The organism is Roseibium sp., from assembly GCF_965232425.1.
Classification (GTDB): Bacteria; Pseudomonadota; Alphaproteobacteria; order Rhizobiales; family Stappiaceae; genus Roseibium.
On the sequence record NZ_OZ246971.1, the window covers coordinates 4,965,450 to 4,986,566 of the forward strand.

22 protein-coding genes are annotated in these 21,117 nt (G+C 60.8%); 12 read left to right on the forward strand and 10 right to left on the reverse strand.

The window, feature by feature from the left end; genetic code table 11:
- The first annotated feature begins 97 nt into the window (after positions 1-97).
- From ACO08A_RS22610 to ACO08A_RS22620, 3 genes are all read left to right on the forward strand, one after another.
- Positions 98-1,741, forward strand: a complete 1,644-nt coding sequence (locus tag ACO08A_RS22610; protein WP_422038180.1) for a hypothetical protein — start codon at positions 98-100, stop codon at positions 1,739-1,741.
- Positions 1,742-1,800: 59 nt separating this feature from the next.
- Positions 1,801-2,499, forward strand: coding sequence for a peptidoglycan-binding domain-containing protein (locus ACO08A_RS22615; protein WP_422038181.1), 699 nt, complete (start codon positions 1,801-1,803; stop codon positions 2,497-2,499).
- Between the two features lie 83 nt (positions 2,500-2,582).
- Entirely contained in the window at positions 2,583-2,963 is a 381-nt protein-coding gene (locus ACO08A_RS22620; protein WP_422038182.1) for a DUF1491 family protein, read from the forward strand.
- 31 nt (positions 2,964-2,994) lie between these two features.
- Here ACO08A_RS22620 and ACO08A_RS22625 read toward each other — a convergent pair whose 3' ends face one another.
- Entirely contained in the window at positions 2,995-3,840 is an 846-nt protein-coding gene (locus tag ACO08A_RS22625; protein WP_422038183.1) for a DUF2336 domain-containing protein, read from the reverse strand.
- A 27-nt stretch (positions 3,841-3,867) separates the two neighbouring features.
- Here ACO08A_RS22625 and ACO08A_RS22630 point away from each other — a divergent pair, with 27 nt between their 5' ends.
- The 3 genes from ACO08A_RS22630 (at position 3,868) to ACO08A_RS22640 (ending at position 7,222) form a co-directional block, all read left to right on the forward strand.
- On the forward strand, positions 3,868-4,218 hold the full coding sequence (locus ACO08A_RS22630) for a hypothetical protein (RefSeq protein ID WP_422038184.1): 351 nt from the start codon (positions 3,868-3,870) through the stop codon (positions 4,216-4,218).
- 405 nt (positions 4,219-4,623) lie between these two features.
- Complete coding sequence (locus ACO08A_RS22635; protein ID WP_422038185.1) at positions 4,624-5,487, forward strand: hypothetical protein; 864 nt, start codon at positions 4,624-4,626, stop codon at positions 5,485-5,487.
- Between the two features lie 163 nt (positions 5,488-5,650).
- Complete coding sequence (locus tag ACO08A_RS22640) at positions 5,651-7,222, forward strand: tetratricopeptide repeat-containing sulfotransferase family protein (protein WP_422038186.1); 1,572 nt, start codon at positions 5,651-5,653, stop codon at positions 7,220-7,222.
- Positions 7,223-7,239: 17 nt separating this feature from the next.
- Here the strand turns inward: ACO08A_RS22640 and ACO08A_RS22645 are convergent, their stop codons facing one another.
- The 3 genes from ACO08A_RS22645 to ACO08A_RS22655 are packed head-to-tail and all read right to left on the reverse strand — an operon-like array spanning position 7,240 to position 10,693.
- On the reverse strand, positions 7,240-7,806 hold the full coding sequence (locus ACO08A_RS22645) for a DUF1254 domain-containing protein (RefSeq protein WP_422038187.1): 567 nt from the start codon (positions 7,804-7,806) through the stop codon (positions 7,240-7,242).
- On the reverse strand, positions 7,803-8,492 hold the full coding sequence (locus ACO08A_RS22650) for a DUF1214 domain-containing protein (protein WP_422038188.1): 690 nt from the start codon (positions 8,490-8,492) through the stop codon (positions 7,803-7,805). Before ACO08A_RS22650 ends, ACO08A_RS22645 begins: the two co-directional genes overlap by 4 nt.
- Entirely contained in the window at positions 8,489-10,693 is a 2,205-nt protein-coding gene (locus ACO08A_RS22655) for a transglycosylase domain-containing protein (protein WP_422038189.1), read from the reverse strand. Before ACO08A_RS22655 ends, ACO08A_RS22650 begins: the two co-directional genes overlap by 4 nt.
- Positions 10,694-10,907: 214 nt before the next feature.
- Between ACO08A_RS22655 and ACO08A_RS22660 the strand changes: the two genes are divergently transcribed.
- The gene (locus tag ACO08A_RS22660) at positions 10,908-11,405 is read left to right on the forward strand and encodes a YcgN family cysteine cluster protein (protein WP_422038190.1); all 498 of its coding nucleotides are present in this window, start codon (positions 10,908-10,910) and stop codon (positions 11,403-11,405) included.
- Positions 11,406-11,414: 9 nt separating this feature from the next.
- Here ACO08A_RS22660 and ACO08A_RS22665 read toward each other — a convergent pair whose 3' ends face one another.
- Complete coding sequence (locus tag ACO08A_RS22665) at positions 11,415-12,032, reverse strand: TetR/AcrR family transcriptional regulator (RefSeq protein WP_422038191.1); 618 nt, start codon at positions 12,030-12,032, stop codon at positions 11,415-11,417.
- Positions 12,033-12,145: 113 nt separating this feature from the next.
- On the opposite strand from ACO08A_RS22665, the gene ACO08A_RS22670 reads away from it, so the two are divergent.
- Positions 12,146-12,727 (forward strand): NAD(P)H-dependent oxidoreductase, encoded by a 582-nt coding sequence (locus ACO08A_RS22670; RefSeq protein WP_422038192.1) that lies wholly within the window; start codon positions 12,146-12,148, stop codon positions 12,725-12,727.
- A 20-nt stretch (positions 12,728-12,747) separates the two neighbouring features.
- On the opposite strand, the gene ACO08A_RS22675 is transcribed toward ACO08A_RS22670, so the two are convergent.
- From ACO08A_RS22675 to ACO08A_RS22690, 4 genes are all read right to left on the reverse strand, one after another.
- The gene (locus ACO08A_RS22675) at positions 12,748-14,211 is read right to left on the reverse strand and encodes a transglycosylase SLT domain-containing protein (protein WP_422038193.1); all 1,464 of its coding nucleotides are present in this window, start codon (positions 14,209-14,211) and stop codon (positions 12,748-12,750) included.
- A gap of 99 nt (positions 14,212-14,310) precedes the next feature.
- On the reverse strand, positions 14,311-14,826 hold the full coding sequence (locus tag ACO08A_RS22680; RefSeq protein WP_422038194.1) for a DUF3833 family protein: 516 nt from the start codon (positions 14,824-14,826) through the stop codon (positions 14,311-14,313).
- Between the two features lie 63 nt (positions 14,827-14,889).
- Positions 14,890-15,894, reverse strand: a complete 1,005-nt coding sequence (locus tag ACO08A_RS22685; RefSeq protein ID WP_422038195.1) for a P1 family peptidase — start codon at positions 15,892-15,894, stop codon at positions 14,890-14,892.
- Between the two features lie 315 nt (positions 15,895-16,209).
- The gene (locus tag ACO08A_RS22690) at positions 16,210-16,728 is read right to left on the reverse strand and encodes a flavin reductase (protein ID WP_422038196.1); all 519 of its coding nucleotides are present in this window, start codon (positions 16,726-16,728) and stop codon (positions 16,210-16,212) included.
- 214 nt (positions 16,729-16,942) lie between these two features.
- Between ACO08A_RS22690 and ACO08A_RS22695 the strand changes: the two genes are divergently transcribed.
- A complete protein-coding gene (locus tag ACO08A_RS22695; RefSeq protein ID WP_422038197.1) occupies positions 16,943-18,046 on the forward strand; it encodes a branched-chain amino acid ABC transporter substrate-binding protein in 1,104 nt (367 codons plus the stop codon).
- 85 nt (positions 18,047-18,131) lie between these two features.
- Here the strand turns inward: ACO08A_RS22695 and ACO08A_RS22700 are convergent, their stop codons facing one another.
- Complete coding sequence (locus ACO08A_RS22700; RefSeq protein WP_422038198.1) at positions 18,132-18,746, reverse strand: YceI family protein; 615 nt, start codon at positions 18,744-18,746, stop codon at positions 18,132-18,134.
- Positions 18,747-19,069: 323 nt separating this feature from the next.
- Here ACO08A_RS22700 and ACO08A_RS22705 point away from each other — a divergent pair, with 323 nt between their 5' ends.
- The 3 genes from ACO08A_RS22705 (at position 19,070) to ACO08A_RS22715 (ending at position 21,086) form a co-directional block, all read left to right on the forward strand.
- Positions 19,070-19,591 (forward strand): L,D-transpeptidase, encoded by a 522-nt coding sequence (locus tag ACO08A_RS22705; RefSeq protein ID WP_422038199.1) that lies wholly within the window; start codon positions 19,070-19,072, stop codon positions 19,589-19,591.
- 540 nt (positions 19,592-20,131) lie between these two features.
- Entirely contained in the window at positions 20,132-20,749 is a 618-nt protein-coding gene (locus ACO08A_RS22710) for a sulfite oxidase heme-binding subunit YedZ (RefSeq protein WP_422038200.1), read from the forward strand.
- Positions 20,750-20,780: 31 nt separating this feature from the next.
- Positions 20,781-21,086: a PepSY domain-containing protein gene (locus ACO08A_RS22715; protein WP_422038201.1), complete on the forward strand. Its 306-nt coding sequence runs from the start codon at positions 20,781-20,783 to the stop codon at positions 21,084-21,086.
- The last annotated feature ends 31 nt before the right edge of the window (positions 21,087-21,117 follow it).

Consider the following 21,117-nt stretch of genomic DNA (forward strand, 5'->3'; position numbering starts at 1 on the left):
AGTGCGTAACCCTCTGAAAAACATAATCAAAATTTGGGATCTGTGGTCCGCGCGTGTCGATGCGATGATTCATCCTGCGGCTGCAGCCGACAGTTTTTTGGCACCGCTCCACCGTTCCCTGCTCATGAGCTGCCTGCTGAGCGGCACGGTCGCATTGTTCATCCTGCCGTTGCACCTGGCGCTGGCAGGACCTCCACACGTTGCAACGCTTCTTGTGCTCGCCTGGATGCTGTGCCAGTGGCCGATCGCACACTATCTGTCCCGTACAGGCGCCATGAACACCACGATCGCTCTCTCATCCGGTCTGTTTGCCAGCTTTGTGGCCGCGGTGTGCCTGATGACGGGTGGCGAAAGCTCTTTTGCCCTTCTCTGGCTTCTGATCCCGCCGGTGGAGGCGGCCTTCGCCACAAACCGGAAGGTCACCCTCGGTGTGTCGCTCTACTGCTGCGCACTGTTTGCCGCCGTTACCCTGTTGTCGGCGAGCGTTTCGCAGAATGTCACCTTGCCGCCGGAAGCAGGCGTGTTGGCTTCCCTTGCCGCCTTCCTCTACACCGGAATGCTGGCATCCCGGATTTCGCTCGACAGGCACCGCGCCAGCTCAGAGCTTCTGAAATCCGACACCAGATTGGAACGGGTCTCAAATTCTGTCTGCGAGGTCCTGCTCGAGCTCGACAAGACCGGCAGGCTCTCGGTGCTGGGAGGACCGGTCCGCCGGATGTTCGGTCTCGAGGCGTCGGTCTCGGACGAGGACTGGATTTTCCGGCGCATGAACGTCGCAGATCGCCCGCACTACCTGACAAGTCTGGCGGATGTCAGGGAAAGCGGAGCGGAAGCCCGGCTGGATGTGCGCCTGCGTCTCGGTTCCGGCAAACCCGGAGACCGCGGGTACGCCGAATTTGCCTTGTTCAGACTGCGTCTGCGGTCCGCCCGCGCGGATGAGGCCGCTATGGCCGGTGGATCCGTTGTCCTGGCGTTGCAGGAAATCGAAAGCCGGAGCGCCGAACACGCACCGAAGCAGGGGGCGCTTCCGCCCGCCGGCAGCGCCTGCTGGACCCTGATCGAGGAGGCCGGGTCTTCCGCACGCGATCAGGTTACCGAAATCGTCGATCTCGCCTCGCTTGTCGAAAGCGAAGGCAAGTCGCTGTCGCAGGGCAGCCTGCATCAGACCGTCCGGCGCATAAGGTCAGCAGGTGATCGGAGCGCACGCTCCCTGAACGCACTGCTGGATCTGGTGCCTGCCGTGGAGGGGCGTTTGCCGGACGCGTACTGCAAGGTTGATGTGGCCGACTGCCTGACCCACAGCAGCAATCTCATCGGCCCGCTTGCAGATCGCCTGAAGGTCTCGCTGGACCTGGCAGAGACCGCAGATCTTCCGGCCGTCTTCGTGGAAAAAAAGAAGTTCCGGCAGTCTTTGCATCTCATCCTTTCCGAAGTCGTGGAAACAGCCGGGGCCGGCGCGCTCGTCCACGCGGAGGCGGTCACCGGACCGACTTGCATTGAACTGGTGATCACGGCCTGCAATCGTCAATCCAGCCTCAACTGGACTGCAGAGAATTCCATGACGGTGTTCGAAAACGCGGCGAGATTGCTGGAGGAAGCCGGCGCGGACCTGAGTCTGCGGTCGTCGCTCGGAGCCGGTGATCGCGTTGTCATCGTCATCCCGGTCAGAGCCGAGAAAGGCAGGCCGGGGCAAGCCGGAAGCGCAGCTGAACAGTCAGCGCCCTGGGCTGAATCGGCGTAGGCGGCACGATGGCAAGAGCAAGAAAACAGAACAATCCTCCAAAGCCTCAGGAAACCCTGATGGCAAAGGCCGGTCACATTGCGCTCGACAATCCGGTCGCCGCCGGTGGCGCAGTCGTCATGGGGCTGACGTCCTGCCTGATCATCGCCAACGCGATCGGACTGCAGCCGGGCCGACACCCGGCGCCGCTCTTCAGCACGAGAGAGCGCGCGGAAGAGCCCGTCCTGCCGGAATCGAATGGCCGCAGAAACGATCTGCAGGTTCAGGAGATCTCCACGCTGGTGCTCGACCTGCAGATCTCGCTTCGCAGGATCGGTCTTTACGAAGGGCCTCTGGACGGGCTGAGCGGCCCGGCGACCGAGCGGGCCATTCGTGCGTTTGAACGCCGGGCAGGGCAAGCGGAAACCGGCAAGGCAAACGAAGCTCTCCTGGCCCTCATCCTGTTGCACGGCGACGCGCCTCAAAGTTCGTTTGTCCCGGTGCCGCGCCCGAAACCGGGGGCAAATACGGCCCCTCCGAGCAACGTCGAGCCGTCCGGAATTGCCGAAGTGGAGACCGATCCGCATCTCCAAAAAATCCAAAAGGCGCTTTCGGATCTGGGTTATGGCCCGCTCAAGGCTGACGGCGTCATGGGAGCCAACACGACGGCTGCCATCAAGCGCTTCGAATTGGACCGCGGTCTGCCGTTGACCGGCGAACCCGGTTCAGAGACCATCGAGCGGCTCGAGATGGTCAGCGGCCTCAGCCTGTCCGGATAATTGAAGCTATCACCGATCTGGCGTAAACCGGGGCCGCATCCGGCACTGGCCGGCAACATCAACGTGGAGACCGGTTTCCTGCCATGAGGGTCACGTCTGAGTTCTTCGTGAGTGCGCTGGTCCGCAGGCTGTTCGCGGAAGGCGGTTTTGCGGCCGTTTCCAGGCGCGGAGCGGAAGAGGCCGGCGCGGTCTTTGTCAGCGTCGACAGGCTTGATCAGACATTCGATCTCTACGGGCCCGCACCCCAGGCCTTTTTCAGCGAGCAACCGCAGGGGCGTCTTTTCGAGCGGATTCTGTCAGGCGTTGCCGCTGAGGCAGTTTCCGAGCGATTGCATCGTGAATCCCGGATGGATCCGGACTACTGGCTCGTCGAGATCGAGGCGCGTGACGGGGCCGTTGACCTACCCCTGGCCGCCGAAGAAGACAATCAGCCTCCTCCAGGCGCCGGCCTCTTCAAGTTCTAGGGTCCTGACCCTAGGCCGCCAGACGCTGCGACTAGGACGCGGATTTCTTTCTGACATCGACGCCGCGTTTTGCGAACGTCTTCTTGTGGGCCGGTTTCCTGCCGGCCGCTTCCTGGTACTGCGAGGAGTGGCGCAGAGACGGTTTCTGATCGCCCTGATCGTGCAGCAGCCACTGACCGACAAGCGCCTCCGCAGCCCCGTGGCTCAAGGTCCGGTGCATGCGCAATAAACCCCGCATGTCATGAAGGGGCGTGTCTTCCCCCAACATCCTTATCAGGATCGTCGTCGTCTGAAACTCGGGCAGGCCCAGGGCCTTCAAGGCAATCGTCAGTCCCTCTGCCTGATCCTGCTGCAGCAGCAGATCGCAGCTGGACTTCGACAATCCCAGGCCCTGGCTGAGTAGGGTTGCGAAGCGGCGCTTGTTCTGAAGAAGCGCTTCGTTGACGAGTGCCTCCTGAATGCGGAGACGGTTCACTTCTGGACGTTGCGGCATGGTTCCACCCGGTGTTTGCGCCTGTTTGACGAGGCTGGTCATTTCAGCGGCGGCGATCGCCTGCTTTTTCAACGGAGCTGGCAGATGAAGGAACTGGCCCATCAGGCCATTGGGACTGAGCGCGTCCTGTCCGGCCAGTTCGAGCCCGAGTGCGGCGATGATCTCGCTTCTCCGGCACAGCTTGGCCTTGTGGGTCGCGCTCAGGGTTATGTCTTCGCGCTCAAGCAGAATGCGGATCGCGCTGGCTTCGGCGTGATCGCACAGGGCCGAAATCACCGATTCGCGAAGCGAGGGACGTGACGCCACAGCCGTTCGCAGGGTTTCGGGGCCGTTTTCCGCAGCCGAGACCAGAAGATCCACAGGAAGGCGCGGACTGTAACGCATCGCCGGTGCAGCCGTGGCAGGGTCAACGTGCCCAGCCAGCAGCTCCTGCAAGTCATCGGGTATCTCGGGATGACCGGCCAGCAGCGAGGAGATCTGGCGGCTGTCGTCAACGTTTGCGCCTGGCAGGAGATTGCGTGCGAGTTCGAGAAAAATCCGTTTTTCTTCAACGTCATGCTTCTGCCGACCGACAAATATCTCGGTCGCCGAAAGCAGGATATTCCGGTTTCCCGGGCGCGCAGAACCGTTGTCACGGGGAGACTTCGATTGAGATTGCTGAAGTTTTTTGCGTTGGCTCTGTCGCATAACACCCGACTACAAATACGAAAGACCGTTCGACCGTCTGAAGCTGTTTCCTTCAAATTGCACCAAAAGCGTTAGCATGCTGTTAACCCTGACGGCTTCCTAATGATTCCCGCACCAAGTAATGCGTCGCCCGTTTGACCGTTTTCGATCGGTAATACACCGCCGAGAAGACCGGAACTGAAGGAGGAGACGATGGGCACTTTGCTGGATTTTTCATCCGCACACCGGCCCACTGCGCGTGTGGGCCATCGTTCCAGAGAGGGGCAAACCGCGAGCCGGGAGGCATTTGGAGAGGTTATCCTCTTTCCAGGTGTGCGCTATGAGCGCCACGACCTTGATCTTGCCGCACGAATCGCGACCATCGGAAGAGCAGCTGGACCTGCTGGGTCTGACAAGGACTGACGGTCCAAGCCATTCCAGCCGCATCGAGGCGGAACAAAGCCTCAAATCGCAAAGACAAGCGGTCTGGAGACATGCCCGATGGGCAATGGCAATGCAGCAGATGTAGCGTCCGGCTGGCGTAAAGGGCACGATGCCACCGCCCGGCTGTTCCGGCTCGCCCCGATCCTGCTCGCCGTTCTTGCCGTGCTCACGGGATGCGCGCGTCCGACAGGAGACTTCGACAGGGCGAGGCCGTCCGTCATTCACGATGACCTGATGCCTGCTGTCGGAGAGAACGCGGCCCGCCTGCGGGGCGATCCCGTTTCCAAGTTCAACTACACCAATGATGAAAAACTTCTGCGCGACCGCGGCTGGACGCTGATCAGGCCTCCCTGGACAAAGGACTGGATCGGCGGAACGATGGTCGAGCTTTCGCGCACCCGTGTCTTGCCGGAAACGGAGGGCCGGGTGCCGCCGGATCTCTACCTTATCTACCTGCGCTCGGACAAGTTCCGCTCCTCGGATGCGCGCTACGACAAGATTGCCGCCGATGCGACCGGTGATGCAGAACTGGTGATGCCTTTCTGCGAGGTCGCGCTTCGCGTTCAGAAAGCCGACGACGAGCGCCTCAGGGTGTTGCGCAATCAGAAAGTGACGACGCAGGAAACCTATGACGGCGCCAAGGCGCGGGTCTGGGAGAACCGGGTCATGATCAAGTGGGTCGGGCAGGCGCTCCGGTACCGCATCATCGCCTACAAGAAGGCGCTGAAGGGCCTTGAGATCGAAACGCCCAGCAGAGACAGGGTGTGGAAAGTCAACAACGCCATCCGGGAGCTTGAAGGTCAGGTGCGGCTGGCGGAGGCGAGTTGCGAAGCGAACAACCGCTATGGTCAGGAGAAACCGGCCAAGAAATCGCGGATCTACACCGGCTGGAGCACCGAACGAGCGCCCGTGAAGAAATAGCGCTTTCACTACAATGTCGGCTGTTCCGGATTTAGATTGCCAATCGGATTGAACTTTCGACCTCCCGGCATTATTGCAATGGCAAGGATCCGGCGTGTCGGGAGGTTTCGCAAAACCTTGCCAAGCCGCCGGTCAATCGTTCCTCACCGCTCCGGGAGCTGGCATGAATCAGAGACTTAATCAGCTTGTTCAAGAAGCGCTTGCGCATCAGCACGCGGGCCGTATTCCCATTGCCCTGAACATGTTTGAAGAAGTGCTGCGCCTAGACCCGAAAAATCCGCAGGCGAACTTTTCGCTCGGGATCGCCGATTATCAGGAGGGCAGGATCGGACTGGCGATCGAGCGCTTTCAGATCGCCGCGAAGAAGGCCGGAAAGCATCCCCAGGTGCATCAGTTGCTTGGCCTTGCGCTGTTGAACGCAGGCGATCTCGACGGTGCGCTGGCGTCGCTCAAGAAGGCGGTGTCGCTTGCACCGAAGGACGCCGGTTTCCTGGCGCAACTCGGCGACATCTACCGGGCGAAGCGCCAGGCGGTCCTTTCAAGGCAGTCCTATCAGCGCGCCTTGAAACTGGATCCTGAAAACGGATACGCGCTCGTGGGCATGGGCCAGCTTGAGATCACTGTCGGCAATATCGACGAGGCGATCGGCTGGTTCGAAAAAGCCATTGCATGCAAGAAGGAAGTGCCGACCGCGGCGCAGTGCCTCAGCCTTGCCAAGTCGTTCAAGGAAAGACCTGCGCTGCTCGACGACATCGAGGCGCTCGCAAATGACGGTGTGCCGAGACCGGGCCCCGAGCAGGCGAACCTGCATTGGGCGGCCGGCAAGATCTACGCGGATATCGGCGATACCGCCCACAGCATCGAACACTACCAGAAAGCGCGCAACAGCCACTATCCGCCCTTTGACGGTGCTGCCTATGAAGAGCGCATCGCGTTCATGAAGACCGTGTTCGACGCAGCGTATTTCGCCGAACGTCAGGATGTCGCCGACAGGTCCGAAAAGCCAGTCTTCATTTTCGGACTGCCGCGTTCGGGAACAACGCTCGTGGAGCAGATCATCGGTTGCCATTCACGTGCGGCCAGCGGGGGCGAAATCCAGTTCTTCCGGCATCTACAGGAAGAGATGGGGCTTAAGGGAACGCCGAGTGCGACGCTCGAAAACCGCCTCAAGGCCATGGAACCGAAAGAGTTCAAGCGCATCGCGCGCAAGTATCTCGGCATTCTGGATGGCGTTGACCGGCGGGCCGCCCGTGTCACCGACAAGATGCCCCACAATTACGAGATGCTGTGGCTGATGAGCCTCATCTTTCCGCAGGCGACTTTCATCCACTGTCACAGGGCGCCCGCCGACACCTGCATTTCCCTTCTGACGCATCCGCTTTCGCCTGCCCACAATTATGCGGTCACGCAGGAGAGTGTCGGCCGGTATTTCCGGACATATGCATCGCTTATGGAGCATTGGGAAAAGGTCGTGCCTTCGCAGATCCATACGCTGACCTACGAGACGCTGGTTGAAGACCAGCGGGCGGAGAGCGAAGTCCTGCTTGCCCATGCGGGCCTGGACTGGGAGGAGGGATGTCTTGAGTTCTACAAGAGCGAAACCCCTGTGACCACCTTCTCCAACACACAGGTGCGGCGGCCGATCTTCACGTCCTCACTGGGGCGCTGGCGGGGCAAGGAAACCCATTACAGGGAACTGTTCGACGCGCTCGGACCGTATGCGCCGCAATCCTGAGTGCCGTTCTGGCCGGGTCAGCTTTCGCCGATCACGCCGCAGGTTGCCGCCTCAAGGGCGCGATCGATGCTGTCTGCCCTCGATTGATGGGGAACATAGGCTCTCAGCAGCGCGAAGCCGCCGATCTCGTCCGTTTCAATGACAATCAGGTCTTCGAGGTTTTCGGGCGGGTTTTCCCGGAGGATCGAGAGCTGCGAGGGTGTTATCACAAGCATGGACAGCCGGTCGGCCCCGGCGGTGCGGTTGTTCAGGCTGTAAAGGGCTTCACCCGCTGCGTTGAACAGGCCGATGGACCAGAAGGTTGTCGGAATGCCCGCATCGAACAGGATCGGGCCATCAGCCAGCTGGAACCGGCAGGCGGCATGTTTCATGGCGGGGTCGAGGTCGGGAAGGGCCTCTTCCTGGGGCCTGACGTCCGGAAGCAGGTTGAACTGGCGGTCCGGTCCGTGGGTGGCAATGTTGTCATAGGCGCTGTGCTGCACGTTCAACGGGATGCCGAACACCACAAGAATGTGGATCACGACCGCGAGAAACAGGATCGCGATCGCACCCAGGGTGGTCGAAAAGCGGCGCGACAGGGTCATGGGCAGGCGAGCCTTTCGATGACCGGCAACGAGATGCCGTCAAGCGCCGCGCCCGTTGTCACCGGGGCATCGTAGAGGCGCAGCACCAGGCGAAGCCCGTCGCTGGCCTTAGCGCCCCGGGCGAGGGGCAGCCAGTTGCCCGAGTGCGGCTTGCCCGCAGCGCTGATCGTGAACGTGCCGTCCGGATTGCGCAGAAGGTTCTGGCTGTCGACCTGCACGCGGCCCGGCAGCGTCGTCGTCAACCGGCCGTCGCCGTCGGTTGCAGTGAGCGTCCATAGCCTGGCGGCAGGCGTCTGCCCCGAGATACGGTAGACGCAGGTGGGATCCAGCAGGTTTCCCGCGTCGTCCTCGCGTGCAACCAGCGCAAGACCCTCACCCGAGGCGAGCGGCACGACCGCGCCGCGGGTGTAGATTGCAACCGAGTAGGGATCCGCCTCGGCCGTTCCGGCCTTGGGATAGGCGCGCCAGGCCCCGATGGAGACGGCGTTGAGGGGCTGTTCCCGTTCGATCATGACGTAGGCGGAGCCGATCCCGAGCAGGGTGCCGATCACCACGATCGTCGTCAGGAACAGCAATGTGCGGATCGGACGGCTTCGGTGCGGCCGGATCGCGAGCGGCAATTCCTGTACGCTGAAGTCGGTCTCCGAGTAACCGGCTCCGTCGGAACTGGAAGAGGATACCGTCATTGCGCTGCCGCGAAATCGGTCGGTGCGTTTTCGCCACCCGTTTCGTTTTTCGCGCTGTCCTTCTCGATGAGGCTCTGCAGGTTGCGGCCGATGCGCAGCAGCAGGCCCTGTGTCCGGCGCTTGAGAACGCGCGGCTGCGAAAACACGGTTGTCGCCTCGGCGACCTTTTTTGTGGACGGTGCCGACAGGCGCGGCAGGGATTCAGGGTCCACGCCGGGCATCCTGGCGAGTTCGATGCCGTCATGGGCATAGTTCATGTACAGCTGCCAGGTCATGGCGGGCAGGCTGCCGCCGGTGACGCGCCGGGTGGACGTGAAATCATCGTTGCCGACCCAGACCGCGGTGGAGAAGTTTCCGGTATATCCGACAAACCAGGCGTCCCGGTAGGCGTTTGTCGTGCCCGTCTTTCCGGCCGCGACCACCCCGTCGATGCGCGCGCGGCGTGCGGTGCCGGCTTCAACCACATTGACCAGGATGTCATTCATCATGTGGACCTGTTCTTCCGGCAACACTCTCAAGGGGTCAGCCGCGGCTTCATCGCGTTCCCTGCGGTATAGAAGGTCGCCGTCGCTGTTCCTGACTTCCAGGATCGCATAGGCCGGGGCCGCGTAACCGCCATTGGCAAAGGTCGCATAGGAAGACGCCATGTCGATCGCGGTGACCTCCGATGAGCCGATCGGAAGCGAGATCGAGTTTTCGAGTTCGTGCGTCAGTCCCATCGCGTAGGCGGTTTCTATGATTTTCTCGCGTCCGAAATCGAGAGACAGCCGCACCGGTATCGTGTTGATCGACTTGGTCAGGGCGGTCTTGAGCGTGACCGGGCCGCGATAGCTGCGCGTGTAGTTCTTGGGCGACCAGTTGCCGATGGAAACCGGGCGGTCGGGTACGATGCTCTTGGATGTGTATCCGTTCATGAAGGCGGTCATGTAGACGAACGGCTTGAAGGAGGAACCGGGCTGGCGCAATGCGTTGACGGCTCGGTTGAACTGGCTTTCGCCATAGGACCGGCCGCCGACCATGGCCACGACGGCCCCGTCCGGTATCATCGAAACGAGGGCCGCTTCGCTGGCATCGCGCAGCTTGCCGTTTTCGCGAAGCACGGTTTCAACGGCAAGGTCGGCTTGCCTCTGAAGGGCGGGATCAAGCGTCGTGCGCACGGTCACGATGCGGTCGCGGGCAAGCGCCGGGTTGCGGCGCGCCAGTTTCTTGACCTCTTCGAGCGCCCAGTCCAGGAAATATTCCGGCAACTGGTCCTGTGAGCGGTCGACCGCGATTGCAGGATTGCGCCGCGCGCCGATCACCTGGCCCTCGGTCAGCAGTTCGGCCTGGACCATGTTGGTCAGGACCTCGTTGGCGCGGGCGCGGGCCGCCGGCAGGTTGATATGCGGGGCAAATTTCGTCGGAGCCTTGTAAAGCCCCGCAAGCATTGCGCTTTCCGCCAGTGTCAGCTCACGAACGTTCTTGTTGAAATAGAACTCCGCCGCTGCCGTCACCCCGAAAACACCGCCGCCCATATAGGCCCGGTCGAGATAGAGTTTCAGAATTTCCTGCTTGCTCAGATTGGCTTCCAGCCAGAGCGCAAGATAGGCCTCCTTGATCTTGCGGCTGAGGCTGCGCTCGTTGGTCAGGAACAGGTTTTTCGCAAGCTGCTGGGTCAGCGACGAACCGCCCTGGACAACGCCGCCGGCGCGCGCGTTTTCAACCATCGCCCGGAATGTGCCGACGGCATCAATGCCGAAGTGGAAGAAAAAGCGGCGGTCCTCGGTGGCCAGGGTCGCCTTGATGAGGGAATCTGGTATTTCCTCCAGAGGAACGCTGTCGTTCAGCACGATGCCTCTTCGCCCGATTTCCTTGCCGAATCTGTCCTGAAACGTGACCGCGAATTCGTCCGTCGTTTTCCAGTCGGCGTAGCGGGTGGCCTCGAAGGCTGGCTGGGCGAAGGCCAGCACCACGAAAAAACCGATCAGGCCGAACGTCAGGCCGTCGGACGACAACTCCGAAAGCCCGCGCCAGATGCCCTTTGCCCGGAAGCGGCGCAAAAACGCGTCATAGCCCTCGAAGAACCGCCGGATGGCTGATCCGCTTTTCCAAAGGGCAGTGTCGACGAATGCATCTAGGGACAGGAAAAACCGCTTGATGCGGTGTTTCTTGCCTGGTGCATTGTCGACGGGATGAGCGTTTGTTTCGGGCTTTTCCGTCACGCGGTCAGATTCTCCTGATTATGTGCGCGCTTCCAAACTATCTCTTTTTTACGCAACTGGAAACATACAGCCCGTGCCCAAGTGGATTGCTCCCAGCTTATTGATCCCTCGACGTGAAACGGCAGATTGAATTATGCCGCTCCGCACGGACGTTGCAGCATCGCGGATTGCGTGATACGCGCTCAAGTCATCGGTGCGAGAGGTAGGCGAGAGCATGGGTTCCATATCAGGCCAGACCCAGAACAAAACTGCTTTCTGGAAGACAAAGTCGCTTGAGGAGATGTCGCCCGGGGAATGGGAAGCGCTCTGCGACGGCTGTGCCCGCTGCTGTCTCAACAAGCTCGAGGATTGGGACAGCGGCGAGATCGTCTGGACCAACGTCGCCTGCACGCTGCTCGATGGCGAAAGCTGCCGCTGCAAGGACTATGACAACAGGGCCGCGACCGTGCCGGACTGCATTCAACTGACGCCCGAAGAGGTGAAGACGCTGACCTGGTTGCCGCCGACCTGTGCCTACAGGCTCGTTGCCGAGGGTGCGGATCTCTACTGGTGGCACCCGCTCGTTTCCGGGGACAGCGAGACCGTGCACGAGGCCGGTATCTCGGTCCGGGGGCGGACCGTTCCCGAAGACGGCATGGAGCTTGAACAGTATGAAAACCACGTCGTGAGCTGGCCCGGAGAGCATCCCGGAGAACATCAGGGAGAGACCTGACCGGCGCGGTCAGGCCTGAAGCAGATAGGCCTCGACATGGCGGCGGAGCCTTGCTTCGAGAACCGCCTTGTCCGTGATCTGGTGGCTTTTGAACAGGATCGCGCCGTGGATCATGAAAGCGATCAGCCCATCCACCAGTTCCGAGGGGAGCCTGTCCTTGCGCAGGGCCGGCTGAAGACTGTCCGATCCCTGCCATAATTCCAGGAACGTCGCGAGTTCGGCATCCAGTGCGTCGAGCGTTTCCACGAATTCCGCGGCGCAGTTTGCCTTGGTCACTCCGATATTGTCGAGAAACAGTCTGAGGATCGTCGGACTGTCGGTGATCACCGCGATCAAGGCCATGATGCGCTGCATGAGCGCTTCGACCGGGTCCGGTGGCAGAGCGCCGGGTACCGGGCCTTCTGATGCGCCGGCGCGCAGCGCGTCAAGCCGTTCCAGAAGCACGTGAGACAGGAGACCGTCCATGTCGCCGAAGTGGGAAAAAACGGTTCCCTTGGCGACACCAGCCTCGTTTGCAACGGCTTCCGCAGTCAAGCCCTCCAGCCCGTTCCTTCTGCTCAGGTCCCTGGCTGCCTGCAGCACCCTGGCTCTTGTTGCGATGCTGCGCTGTTGCGGCTTACGTGTCATGCGTCCCCGTTAAATTGACCGTGGTCAAATAATTCTTGATTCCCGAGCATAGTGATGTCAAAAGATGACCGTGGTCAATTTTTGTGACCCTTTCTGAACAGGCGGGTGAAAACATGACGAGAATATTGATACTTGACGGCAACCCGGCGAAAGGGTCGTTCTGCGGCGCTCTGGCCCGTGAATATGCCCGGGAAGCGGCAGGCAGGGGCCATGAGGTGCGCACGCGCCACCTGAGCGACATGTCATTCGATCCGGATTATGGCACGTCGGACTTCGACAAGGGGCCGAAACTGGAGCCGGATCTCCTGGACTTCTGGGATGATGTCACCTGGTGCGAGCACATCGTGATCGTGCATCCCTTATGGTGGGGCGGCCATCCGGCGAAGTTGAAGGGCCTGTTCGACCGTGTGCTTCTTTCCGGCAAGGCCTTCAGATACGTGGAAGGAAAGGCGTTGCCGGAAAAACTGCTGACCGGCCGGACGGCACAGGTTCTGGTGACCGCCGACACGCCCGGCTGGATCTTTCGGTGGATCTACGGCTCGGGGATCCGCAAACAGACGGAAAAGCAGATTCTCTCATTCTGTGGCTTCAAGCCAAAGGGCTACCACGTCTTTTCGCCGCTTCACGGATCGAAGGAAGCGGACCGGAACAAGATGCTATCGCGTGCGGCCGGGCTTGGAAAAAAGGCGGCCTGAACGGTCGCCTATGCAGTGTCCTAGTCAGCGGTGGTGCCGGTCTGCTCGTGTTTCCTCGCGTTGTGAAAGACGACGTAATACTGATAGATGTTGCCGACATATTCGATGGGCTGACGGCCGATCTGGGCGGCGACGATCCACTCAACATTGCCGAACCACTTGTCCGGATCATAGCCTTCCTTTTTTGCCTTTTCGCGCAGTTTTTCGAAGCGGCTCGGACCGGCATTGTAGGCGGCAAGCGCGAAGAAGGTCTGGTCGGCCTGTTCGCCCTTCAGGTCGGCGAAATACCGGTCGGCGATATAGCGCAGATACTTGACGCCCGCATGAACATTCTTGTCGGTGTCCGCGGCAATGCCGGTGATGCTGATGGGCTTGCCCTCGGCCGTCGACGGCTTGATCTGCATGAGACCGACGGCACCCGCGCTGCTGTGCGCCTTGGGATTGAACTTCGATTCCTGGAAACTCTGTGCCGCGATCAGGAGCCAGTCGAAGTCGTATTCCTCTCCGTATTTTTCGAAAAGATCGGTGAATTTATCCAGGTCGGCCTGATAGCTCTCGTCGCGCATGTCGCGCAGGTAATCGGCTTCCTGCAGGTATTTCTTGAAGATGATGTTGCCGAGCAGCGTGCCCTTCTTGACGGTTGCGGCAAATCCGTTGATTTCCTCAAGGAGTTTGGGCGCCGTCTTGCGGACGGCAATCGCGATTTCTCCGTCCGTGCGCACCGCCGCGTCCGGATGGATCTTGAGGCCTTTCAGGATCTCAAGCCAGAGCTCTGCCTTGTGCTGATCCACGATGGTCATCGGTATGGTCCCGGCAGCGACCATCTCCAGGATGTCTTCGTCTTCAAGACGCTCATCGGCACGCTCGATACGGATCGTTTTCGTGCCGTCGCGGGCAAATTTCCGGTTCAGGTCTTCAAGGCTCTGATAGTAGGAGGCCGAATTGCGGACATAGATGGTTTGACCGGCAAGGTCCGCCGTCGAGGTCAGGCCGCTCACGGTATCCAGCGTGACGGGGACCTCGTGGACGTCCTTCAGGAGCGGAACCGAGAAGTCTGCAAGCTTCTGCCGTTCCTCGGTGATCGTCAGGTTGCCGATCGCGATGTCGCCCCTGTTGTCCGCAAGATCCGTGAACAGCCGCTCACGCGGCGTCGGCATCAGCACGATTTCGAAGTCCTGGACCTTCTTGCCGTAGGCCTTGTCCAGATGCTTCTCGAATTCGGTCATGAGGTCGACGGAGACGCCGCGCTGCACGCCCTTGTCGATGAAAAACCCGGTCTTTGAAAACGGAATGAGGACGCGCATGTAGCCGCGCTCGAGAATGGCGTCGAAGTCGCCGTCAAAGGGTTCGCTGAGCGTTTCCTCAAGTGTGTCCGCAAGTTGCCTGTCGCTTGCCGTCGAAGCCGAACCGGACAGAAGGAGAACGGCGATGAACGTTGAAAACGCGAAAATAAAAGACTGAAAACAGGTTCTCGCAATGGCCACTGAAACATCCCCCCAACGTCATCCAAATAGCCTTTGGAGGAGTTAAGCCAATCAATTGCCCGCGATCAAGCGGTCCGGCGCGTTTCGGATGACCTCAGGTCACTTCGTGAACGTGAGATCCACGGTTCCGATCGTGAACCCGGCCTTCTTCACCTTTGCGGTGTTGCGCACGGTGCGGCGGTCCACCTGGGTGAGCGTATCGTCGAAGGAAAGCAAAAGCGGACCGTTTTCGGTCTCAAGTTCGGCGATATAGGCAAACCGGATCGCGCCGCTGGCATCGGTCGTGACGTTGGTGGGGGCGATCACGTCCGCGCGCTGGCCAACGTAGCGGCCCTCGGCGACCTTCTGGAAGAACCATGTCTTGGTGTCCTTTTCACCGTCCTCGTAGACGAAGTCCTCCCGAAGCCGTAGCGTGAATGTGCGGGGGTTCCAGGTTCCCGTGAGATAGACCGTGAAGGGCCGGTAGACACCGGCGATCTTGCTTTCGAAGACACCCTTTCCGACGGTCTTGCCGCGAAAGAAATCTTCAAGAACGAGGGTCTTCGCGGTGGCTGGAACTGCCGTGAAAGCAAGAAGGAAAAAGGCAATCAGCAGGTGAGTGTGGAACCTGGGCATGGGGCGTGACCTTTGGGCTTGTGACGTGCCCAGACTACGGCTGTGGCCCTGCTTCAGATTTGTCTAGGTGCCAAATTTGTCTTGCCACGTGGGTACGGGGTCTCCGGGAGCGGGCGAGGCGCTATAGATCCCTCTGGCGATGGCGCGGGCAAGACAGGAGGCGGCCCCTGCCCCAAGCCGGACCATGTCCTCCAGGCCGCTCTCCAGTTTGCGCTGTCCGGTCGACAGGGCAAAGACAAGATCGCCGTCCAGGGGTGTGTGCGCAGGCCAGAGCGCCCTTGCAAGACCGTCATGCGCCATGACGGCCAGCCGCTTGGCTTCGCCCTTTGTCAGGACCGCATCGGTTGCAACAGCGGCAATCGTGGTGTTGGCTCCGGCCTTGAGCGCGTCGAGCTTGGTTCGTACCTCGACGGCATCAAGCGGGAAGGGGTTAGCGATGCCACGTCCGCCGAATTCGTCGCCGATTTCGAAGGGTGACGCCCAGAAGTGTGGGCCTTCCCCGATCGTAGCGCGCCCGAGCGCGTTGACGGCGACGATTGCGCCGACGGTCACGCCGTTGTCGAGCACCTGGGAGGCCGACCCCAGACCGCCCTTCAAGTTTGCGGTGGTCGCGCCAGTGCCGGCGCCAACCGAACCGAGCGCAAAATCAAGGGAAACGGCATCAAGCGCCGAGCGGCCGAGATCTCGGTAGGGGGCCGCTTGCCCCCAGCTCTTGTCGCCGCCGTTGAGGAGATCAAACAGGATGGCCGTCGGAACGATCGGAACCCGGACCGGCCCGACTTCGAAACCATAACCGAGTTCCGCCAGCCGTCCCTGAACACCCGCGCCGGCATCGAGGCCGAAGGCGGATCCGCCCGCCAGAACGACGGCGTCGATCTTCTCGACCGTCTGTTCCGGTTCAAGCAGCGCGATTTCCCGTGTCCCGGGTGCGCCGCCGTGAATAGCCACGGACGCGACAGCCGGCTCGTCGGGAAGCAGCACCGTCGCCCCCGACTTGAGATCCATGTCGGATGAATTGCCGATCTTGAGACCGGGAACGTCGGTGATGAGATTGCGGGGGCCAAACATGCGGGGAAATTCCAACCTGAGACTAGGGTACGGTCCCATAAATGAGGCCGAAATGGTTTGAGGCGGCTTGCTTCTCCTCAAGGAGCGGAAGCGCAGGAGATGTGGTTCATTTTCAAGCCTTCCGCGACGCCGGGGAGGCGCAATCCGGTCAAATCCGAAGGACATGGAAATGGCTTCACCCCGTGGCGTCAGCGTGCTTGACCGGGCAGGAAGCCCGCTCCGCACACCCTTCCTAACGGGATCTCGCTATTTCGCATGCCATTTCAGCCTCATTTGTGGGTCCGTACCCCAAGGGCCAGTTTGATCCCGCAGCGCTCAGGTGTCGAGGCTTTTGTAGCCCCTGCGGACATAAATGAGCGACTTGCCCGGGTCGGTCATGCGCAGGTCAACGACGGTTCCGACGATGATCGAGTGCGTGCCCATCTCCGAAACGGAGTAGATCTCGCAATCGACACTCAGGCGCGCACTGTCGAGGGCCGGACAGCCGGTCGCCAGTCTCGTCCAATCGGCCTTGGCGAAGCGATCCGGCATTTCCAGATTGTCGCGGCCGGCAAAGCTGTCGGATATGCCCTCATGGTCGTCGCTCAGGGTGTTCAGGCAGAAACACCTGTTCTGGAGCACCGCGCTGTGCACACGGGTCTGGCGGTTCAGGCAGATCAGGATACTCGGGGGATCGTCGCTGACGGAGCAGGCGGCCGAGACCGTCGCCCCTTGTTGTCCTGCCGGACCGTCGGTGGTGACCACGTGAACGGCTGCCGCGATACGGCTCATGGCCTCGCGGAAGCTTTGCGTGTCGAGCGGCAGCCGGCCTTGCTCTGAAACGGGAATCATCATGTCTTCTTGCTCCTGGGCCGGCCTCGGCGGAATCGGGTAGGATCTCGGTTTCGGCGCGGAGTTTAGACCCCGGACCATGGTATGCCTAGGCAAAATAGGGCGAAACGCGGTCCCGCAAAGACAAGGCCTGAAATTCGATCCCATTCTCCGGATTGAGATTTTTTGCCTTCGGCGATAGGGATGAATGGTAGTTTCCCACATGCTGGAGAACCGGATGACACAGCAGCGATTGATATTCACAGCGGCTCTTCTTGCTGCCGGGCTGGCGGCCGCTCCGGCCAGCGCCGAGATATCGATCGCCGTCGCAGGACCGATGGACGGGCAGTTCCGTGACCTCGGTGCGCAGATGCGGGCGGGCGCGGAACAGGCGGTGGCCGATCTCAACGCGGCCGGGGGCGTCAATGGCGAGCGTCTCGTGCTCGAGGTGGCCGATGACAACTGCGACGCGGACAAGGCCGTCGCCGTGGCCAACCAGCTGATCGGAAAGGACGTGGTTTTCGTTGCCGGACATTTCTGTTTCAACGCCTCGATCCCGGCGAGCGAGGTCTACGCAGGGGCCGGCATCGTCCAGATCTCTCCGGGAACGACCTTGCCGAAATTCACCGATGACCGCGCCGGAGAGGGTGTATTCCGCCTGGCGCCCAGGGACGATCAGCAAGCCGAGGTCGCCGGGCAGTTTCTGGCCGACACTTATGCAAACGACCGCATCGCCCTGCTTCATGACAAGACCGCGTATGGAAAAGGCCTGACCGACGCGGTCAAGGCGGTGATGAACGATCTGGGCAAATCCGAGGAACTCTCGCTCGGGTTCGATGCGGGCGAGGATGACTACCGGTACATCGTCTCGCAGCTCGGCCTTGAAAATGTCGGCGTGGTGTTCCTGGGTGGCTATCATCCGGAGGCGGGGCTGATCAAGCTCGAGATGGACCGGCAGGGCCTTGATGCCGTGCTGGTGGCGGGGGATGCGCTGATGACCGATGAGTTCATGGCCGTGGCGGGCGAGGCGGGCAACGGCACGATGCTGACCTATCCGATCGACCCGCGCGACATAGAACAGAGCACCGAGCTGGTCAGCGCGCTCGAAGAAGCGGGGAAGTCCGCAGACCGCTATTCCCTGGCCACCTATGCCGCGATCCAGGCCTGGGCGCAGGCGGCAAATTTGGCCGGCGGCACGGAACTCCAGGCGGTTGCGGATGCGCTTTCAACCCAGACCTTCGAAACCGTGCTCGGAGCGGTCGAATTCGATGAGAAGGGGGATGGCAACCGGCCGGAATACGTTATCTACGAATGGCGCGAGGGGGCGCCGAAACTGCGTTGAGGCCGGCGCAAGACGTCCGGAGAAGATGAGCGAAGGGGACGCAATCCGGCCGGATGTGCGTCCCCTTTCGTTTCGGGCCGGGCTGTCAGGTCCGGCGGCCCGTTCCGCTGATCTTGATGTTGACCTTGTCGGCATAGATCGGCAGACCGGCTTCCATGCCATAGAAGCTGCGGAAAAATCCGCCGGAGACCGTGAAGCCCACGCGCCCGTTGCCCTTGTTGCCGGTGATCTGAACGTCGAGCTTGGTGCGCTTGGTCTTGCCGCGCAGCGAAAGAACGCCCTCGACTTCCGCCGTGTATTTGCCCGTGATCCGGATGCGCGTGCTCTGGAACTTGGCAACGGGGTACTTGGCGACATCGAACATGGCGGAGCTTTTCAGGAAACCGGTCACCTTGTCATTGTTGGTTTTCACGCTCGAAAGGTCGATCGTCACGTTGACCTTGCTTTTTTCGGGGCGGTTCTGATCGAGAACCATCTTGCCCGACACCTTGCTGAATTCGCCCTGGACCGGGCGGCCACCCAGCACGCGCACGGAAAACCCGGTGTCGATGTTTGCGGGCGACAGCGTGTAGGTGCCGGAAATCGAGCCGGCGGCTGCGGGAAGCGACCAGCCGGCCAGCAGAGCGAAAGACACAACGATCGATTTCAGCATTCGAAAGCTGTTCGGGGTGCGGTCACGCCGGAAACGAATGGGGTGCATTGGACTGTTCCTTCCTTGAATCTCGGATCTCGTCTGGTTTCGCGAATTGAGACGGGGTTGGCGCGAAGCCTGTCTCCCGTTGCCTCTGTTCGCTCCAAATGTCGTCTTCCAGGCGGTTCTTCATAGTGACGGCTGTCACACCCAACGCATCGGACGCCCACATTCTACGTCTTGCATCCGGCCCGGTTTCCTCGATGCCGCGAGTTTGACCATGCCGTGATGCGCAGATCCGGGAATTAACCTTCAGTTAAGAAAGTAGAGGCGCACAGCTTCTTTCAAGGTGGCGTGCACGGTATTTTCCCTTTCAAAACCAGGGAAAAGTCATGCGTCAACAGTCCTGTCCGCGAGTCGCGAGCCTGCTCATTGCTCTCCTCTTCCTGTGCAGTTTTCAATTGCCTGCGGCCGCTGCCGAGCTGGTCGGATTTTCCGATCACAGGTTCCGGCCCGGCACGATCGTGATCAAGAATTCCGAAAAGCGGCTCTATCTGGTTTTGCGCGGCAAGAGGGCCATCCGCTACAAGGTCGCGGTCGGCAAACCACGCAAGGCCTGGACAGGCCGGGCGCAGATCACGGCGAAATATGTCCGGCCGGACTGGTCGCCTTCGCCGGAAGTGCGCAGGGACTTTCCGCATCTGCCCGATGTCATACGGGGAGGCGCGCCGAACAATCCCATGGGCGCAGCTGCCATGACGCTCTCCAACGGCAACTACGCCATCCACGGCACCAACAGACCCGGTTCGATCGGACGCGCCGTGTCCTATGGCTGCATCCGCATGGCCAACATCGACATCGAGGACCTGTTTCAAAGGGTCGGTGTCAGGACGCCCGTCATCGCATTGCCCTAGGGTACGGACCCGTAAATGAAGTCAATTTGGATTGGATCGTTTTGACCAACTGCGAGGAGCGAAAGCGCAGGAAATGTGGTTCATTTTCAAGCCTTTCGCGACGCGGCAGATGGCCAAAGCGACCAAATCCGAAGGACGGCAAAATGGCTTTACCTCGCAGCGTCACCGCGCTTGACCGGGCATAAAGCCCGCTCTGCACACGCTTCCTCGCGAGGTTTTTCCATTTCTGCCGCCAAATCGGCTTCATTTACGGGTCCGTACCCTAGCGCGGGGCGGCAAGCTCTGCCAGGCGGTCGCAGGGACAGCGTGCCGCATTTAGTTTCGAAAATTTGAAACTATATTTGCCGACGGGTTGTCAAAACCCGATATCCGGGCCCTGCCGGTTCCAAGTGCCCCAACGCTGACCCGGCAGGGTTCCGGAGGAACCAGCGACGCCCGTTACATCTTGCGACAATTCCGGTCCCACCCGGGGACATCTGTGCGACATCTGCCGTGTAGTCTCTCTAGATCAAGGGTTGATCGGATGAACGGGTGGTGCGGGTGTCGATTTTCAGGGACATATTGAATTCAAGGGTATTCATCTGGGCACTGCTGGCGCTGCCGTCGATCCCGATGACGCTTGCGCTTCTCAATGGCACGGTGTCCGAGGACGGGCGTCCGGCGACCGAATTCCTGCTTCATCCGACCGGTGAATTCGCGGCGCGCTTCATGATCATCTCGATGATCATTTCGCCCTTCCGGCTGATGTTTCCCAAGAACGCGTTCTGGTACTGGATGTTACGCAGACGGCGCTATTTCGGGGTCGCGGCTTTCCTGTACGCGGCGCTGCACACTGTCCTTTACCTTGTCGACATGGGCTCCTGGCAGTCCATCCTGGGCGAATTCTGGGCGCTCGGCATCTGGACCGGCTGGCTGGCCTTCTTCGTCTTTGTTCCCATGGCAGCCACGTCGAATGACGCGTCGGTCAAACGGCTCGGCCGTTACTGGAAGCCCCTGCAGCGGTTCGGATACCTGGCCGCCGTGGCAACGCTCGTGCACTGGATGTTCGTGCACAACGAGTTCGGTCCAGCCCTGGTCCACTTTGTGCCGCTCGCGCTGCTCGAGGCCTACCGGGTCTACCGGTTCTACAATCCCGCGGCCAAACCGGCTGCCGCCTGATCGGAAACCCTGAGTTAGAGAGGACGAAACGATGAACTTCACGCTTCACACGGCTACGTCGCTGCTGACGTGCTTTTTAACCTTTCCGGTCTGCGCAACGGGCATGTTCGAATGCGAAGCGACCGAAAAATCGGCATGGCTGTCCGAACAACAGGTTACCGAAAGACTGGTCAGCGAAGGCTGGCAGGTGCGCCGGATGAAGGAAGACGGCGGCTGCTGGGAAGTGTACGGCACGACGCCCGAAGGACAGCGGGTCGAGGTCTACGTGCACCCGGTTTCGGGGGAGGTCCTGCTCATCAATCAGCGCGGCACCATCCTCTATCGCAAGGAAAGCTAGTCCAAGGCCAAAACAGTCGGTTGACGGTCCT

Bases quoted from the DNA above. Each gene is read 5' to 3' on its own strand.
- ACO08A_RS22685 (WP_422038195.1), bottom strand. From the start codon at position 15,894: ATGTTTGGCCCCCGCAATCTCATCACCGACGTTCCCGGTCTCAAGATC.
- ACO08A_RS22665 (WP_422038191.1), bottom strand. From the start codon at position 12,032: ATGACACGTAAGCCGCAACAGCGCAGCATCGCAACAAGAGCCAGGGTG.
- ACO08A_RS22705 (WP_422038199.1), top strand. From the start codon at position 19,070: ATGCGTCAACAGTCCTGTCCGCGAGTCGCGAGCCTGCTCATTGCTCTC.
- ACO08A_RS22645 (WP_422038187.1), bottom strand. From the start codon at position 7,806: ATGACCCTGTCGCGCCGCTTTTCGACCACCCTGGGTGCGATCGCGATC.
- ACO08A_RS22620 (WP_422038182.1), top strand. From the start codon at position 2,583: ATGAGGGTCACGTCTGAGTTCTTCGTGAGTGCGCTGGTCCGCAGGCTG.
- ACO08A_RS22650 (WP_422038188.1), bottom strand. From the start codon at position 8,492: ATGACGGTATCCTCTTCCAGTTCCGACGGAGCCGGTTACTCGGAGACC.
- ACO08A_RS22635 (WP_422038185.1), top strand. From the start codon at position 4,624: ATGGGCAATGGCAATGCAGCAGATGTAGCGTCCGGCTGGCGTAAAGGG.
- ACO08A_RS22715 (WP_422038201.1), top strand. From the start codon at position 20,781: ATGAACTTCACGCTTCACACGGCTACGTCGCTGCTGACGTGCTTTTTA.
- ACO08A_RS22640 (WP_422038186.1), top strand. From the start codon at position 5,651: ATGAATCAGAGACTTAATCAGCTTGTTCAAGAAGCGCTTGCGCATCAG.
- ACO08A_RS22670 (WP_422038192.1), top strand. From the start codon at position 12,146: ATGACGAGAATATTGATACTTGACGGCAACCCGGCGAAAGGGTCGTTC.
- ACO08A_RS22615 (WP_422038181.1), top strand. From the start codon at position 1,801: ATGGCAAAGGCCGGTCACATTGCGCTCGACAATCCGGTCGCCGCCGGT.
- ACO08A_RS22660 (WP_422038190.1), top strand. From the start codon at position 10,908: ATGGGTTCCATATCAGGCCAGACCCAGAACAAAACTGCTTTCTGGAAG.
- ACO08A_RS22695 (WP_422038197.1), top strand. From the start codon at position 16,943: ATGACACAGCAGCGATTGATATTCACAGCGGCTCTTCTTGCTGCCGGG.
- ACO08A_RS22680 (WP_422038194.1), bottom strand. From the start codon at position 14,826: ATGCCCAGGTTCCACACTCACCTGCTGATTGCCTTTTTCCTTCTTGCT.
- ACO08A_RS22700 (WP_422038198.1), bottom strand. From the start codon at position 18,746: ATGCACCCCATTCGTTTCCGGCGTGACCGCACCCCGAACAGCTTTCGA.
- ACO08A_RS22625 (WP_422038183.1), bottom strand. From the start codon at position 3,840: ATGCGTTACAGTCCGCGCCTTCCTGTGGATCTTCTGGTCTCGGCTGCG.
- ACO08A_RS22690 (WP_422038196.1), bottom strand. From the start codon at position 16,728: ATGATGATTCCCGTTTCAGAGCAAGGCCGGCTGCCGCTCGACACGCAA.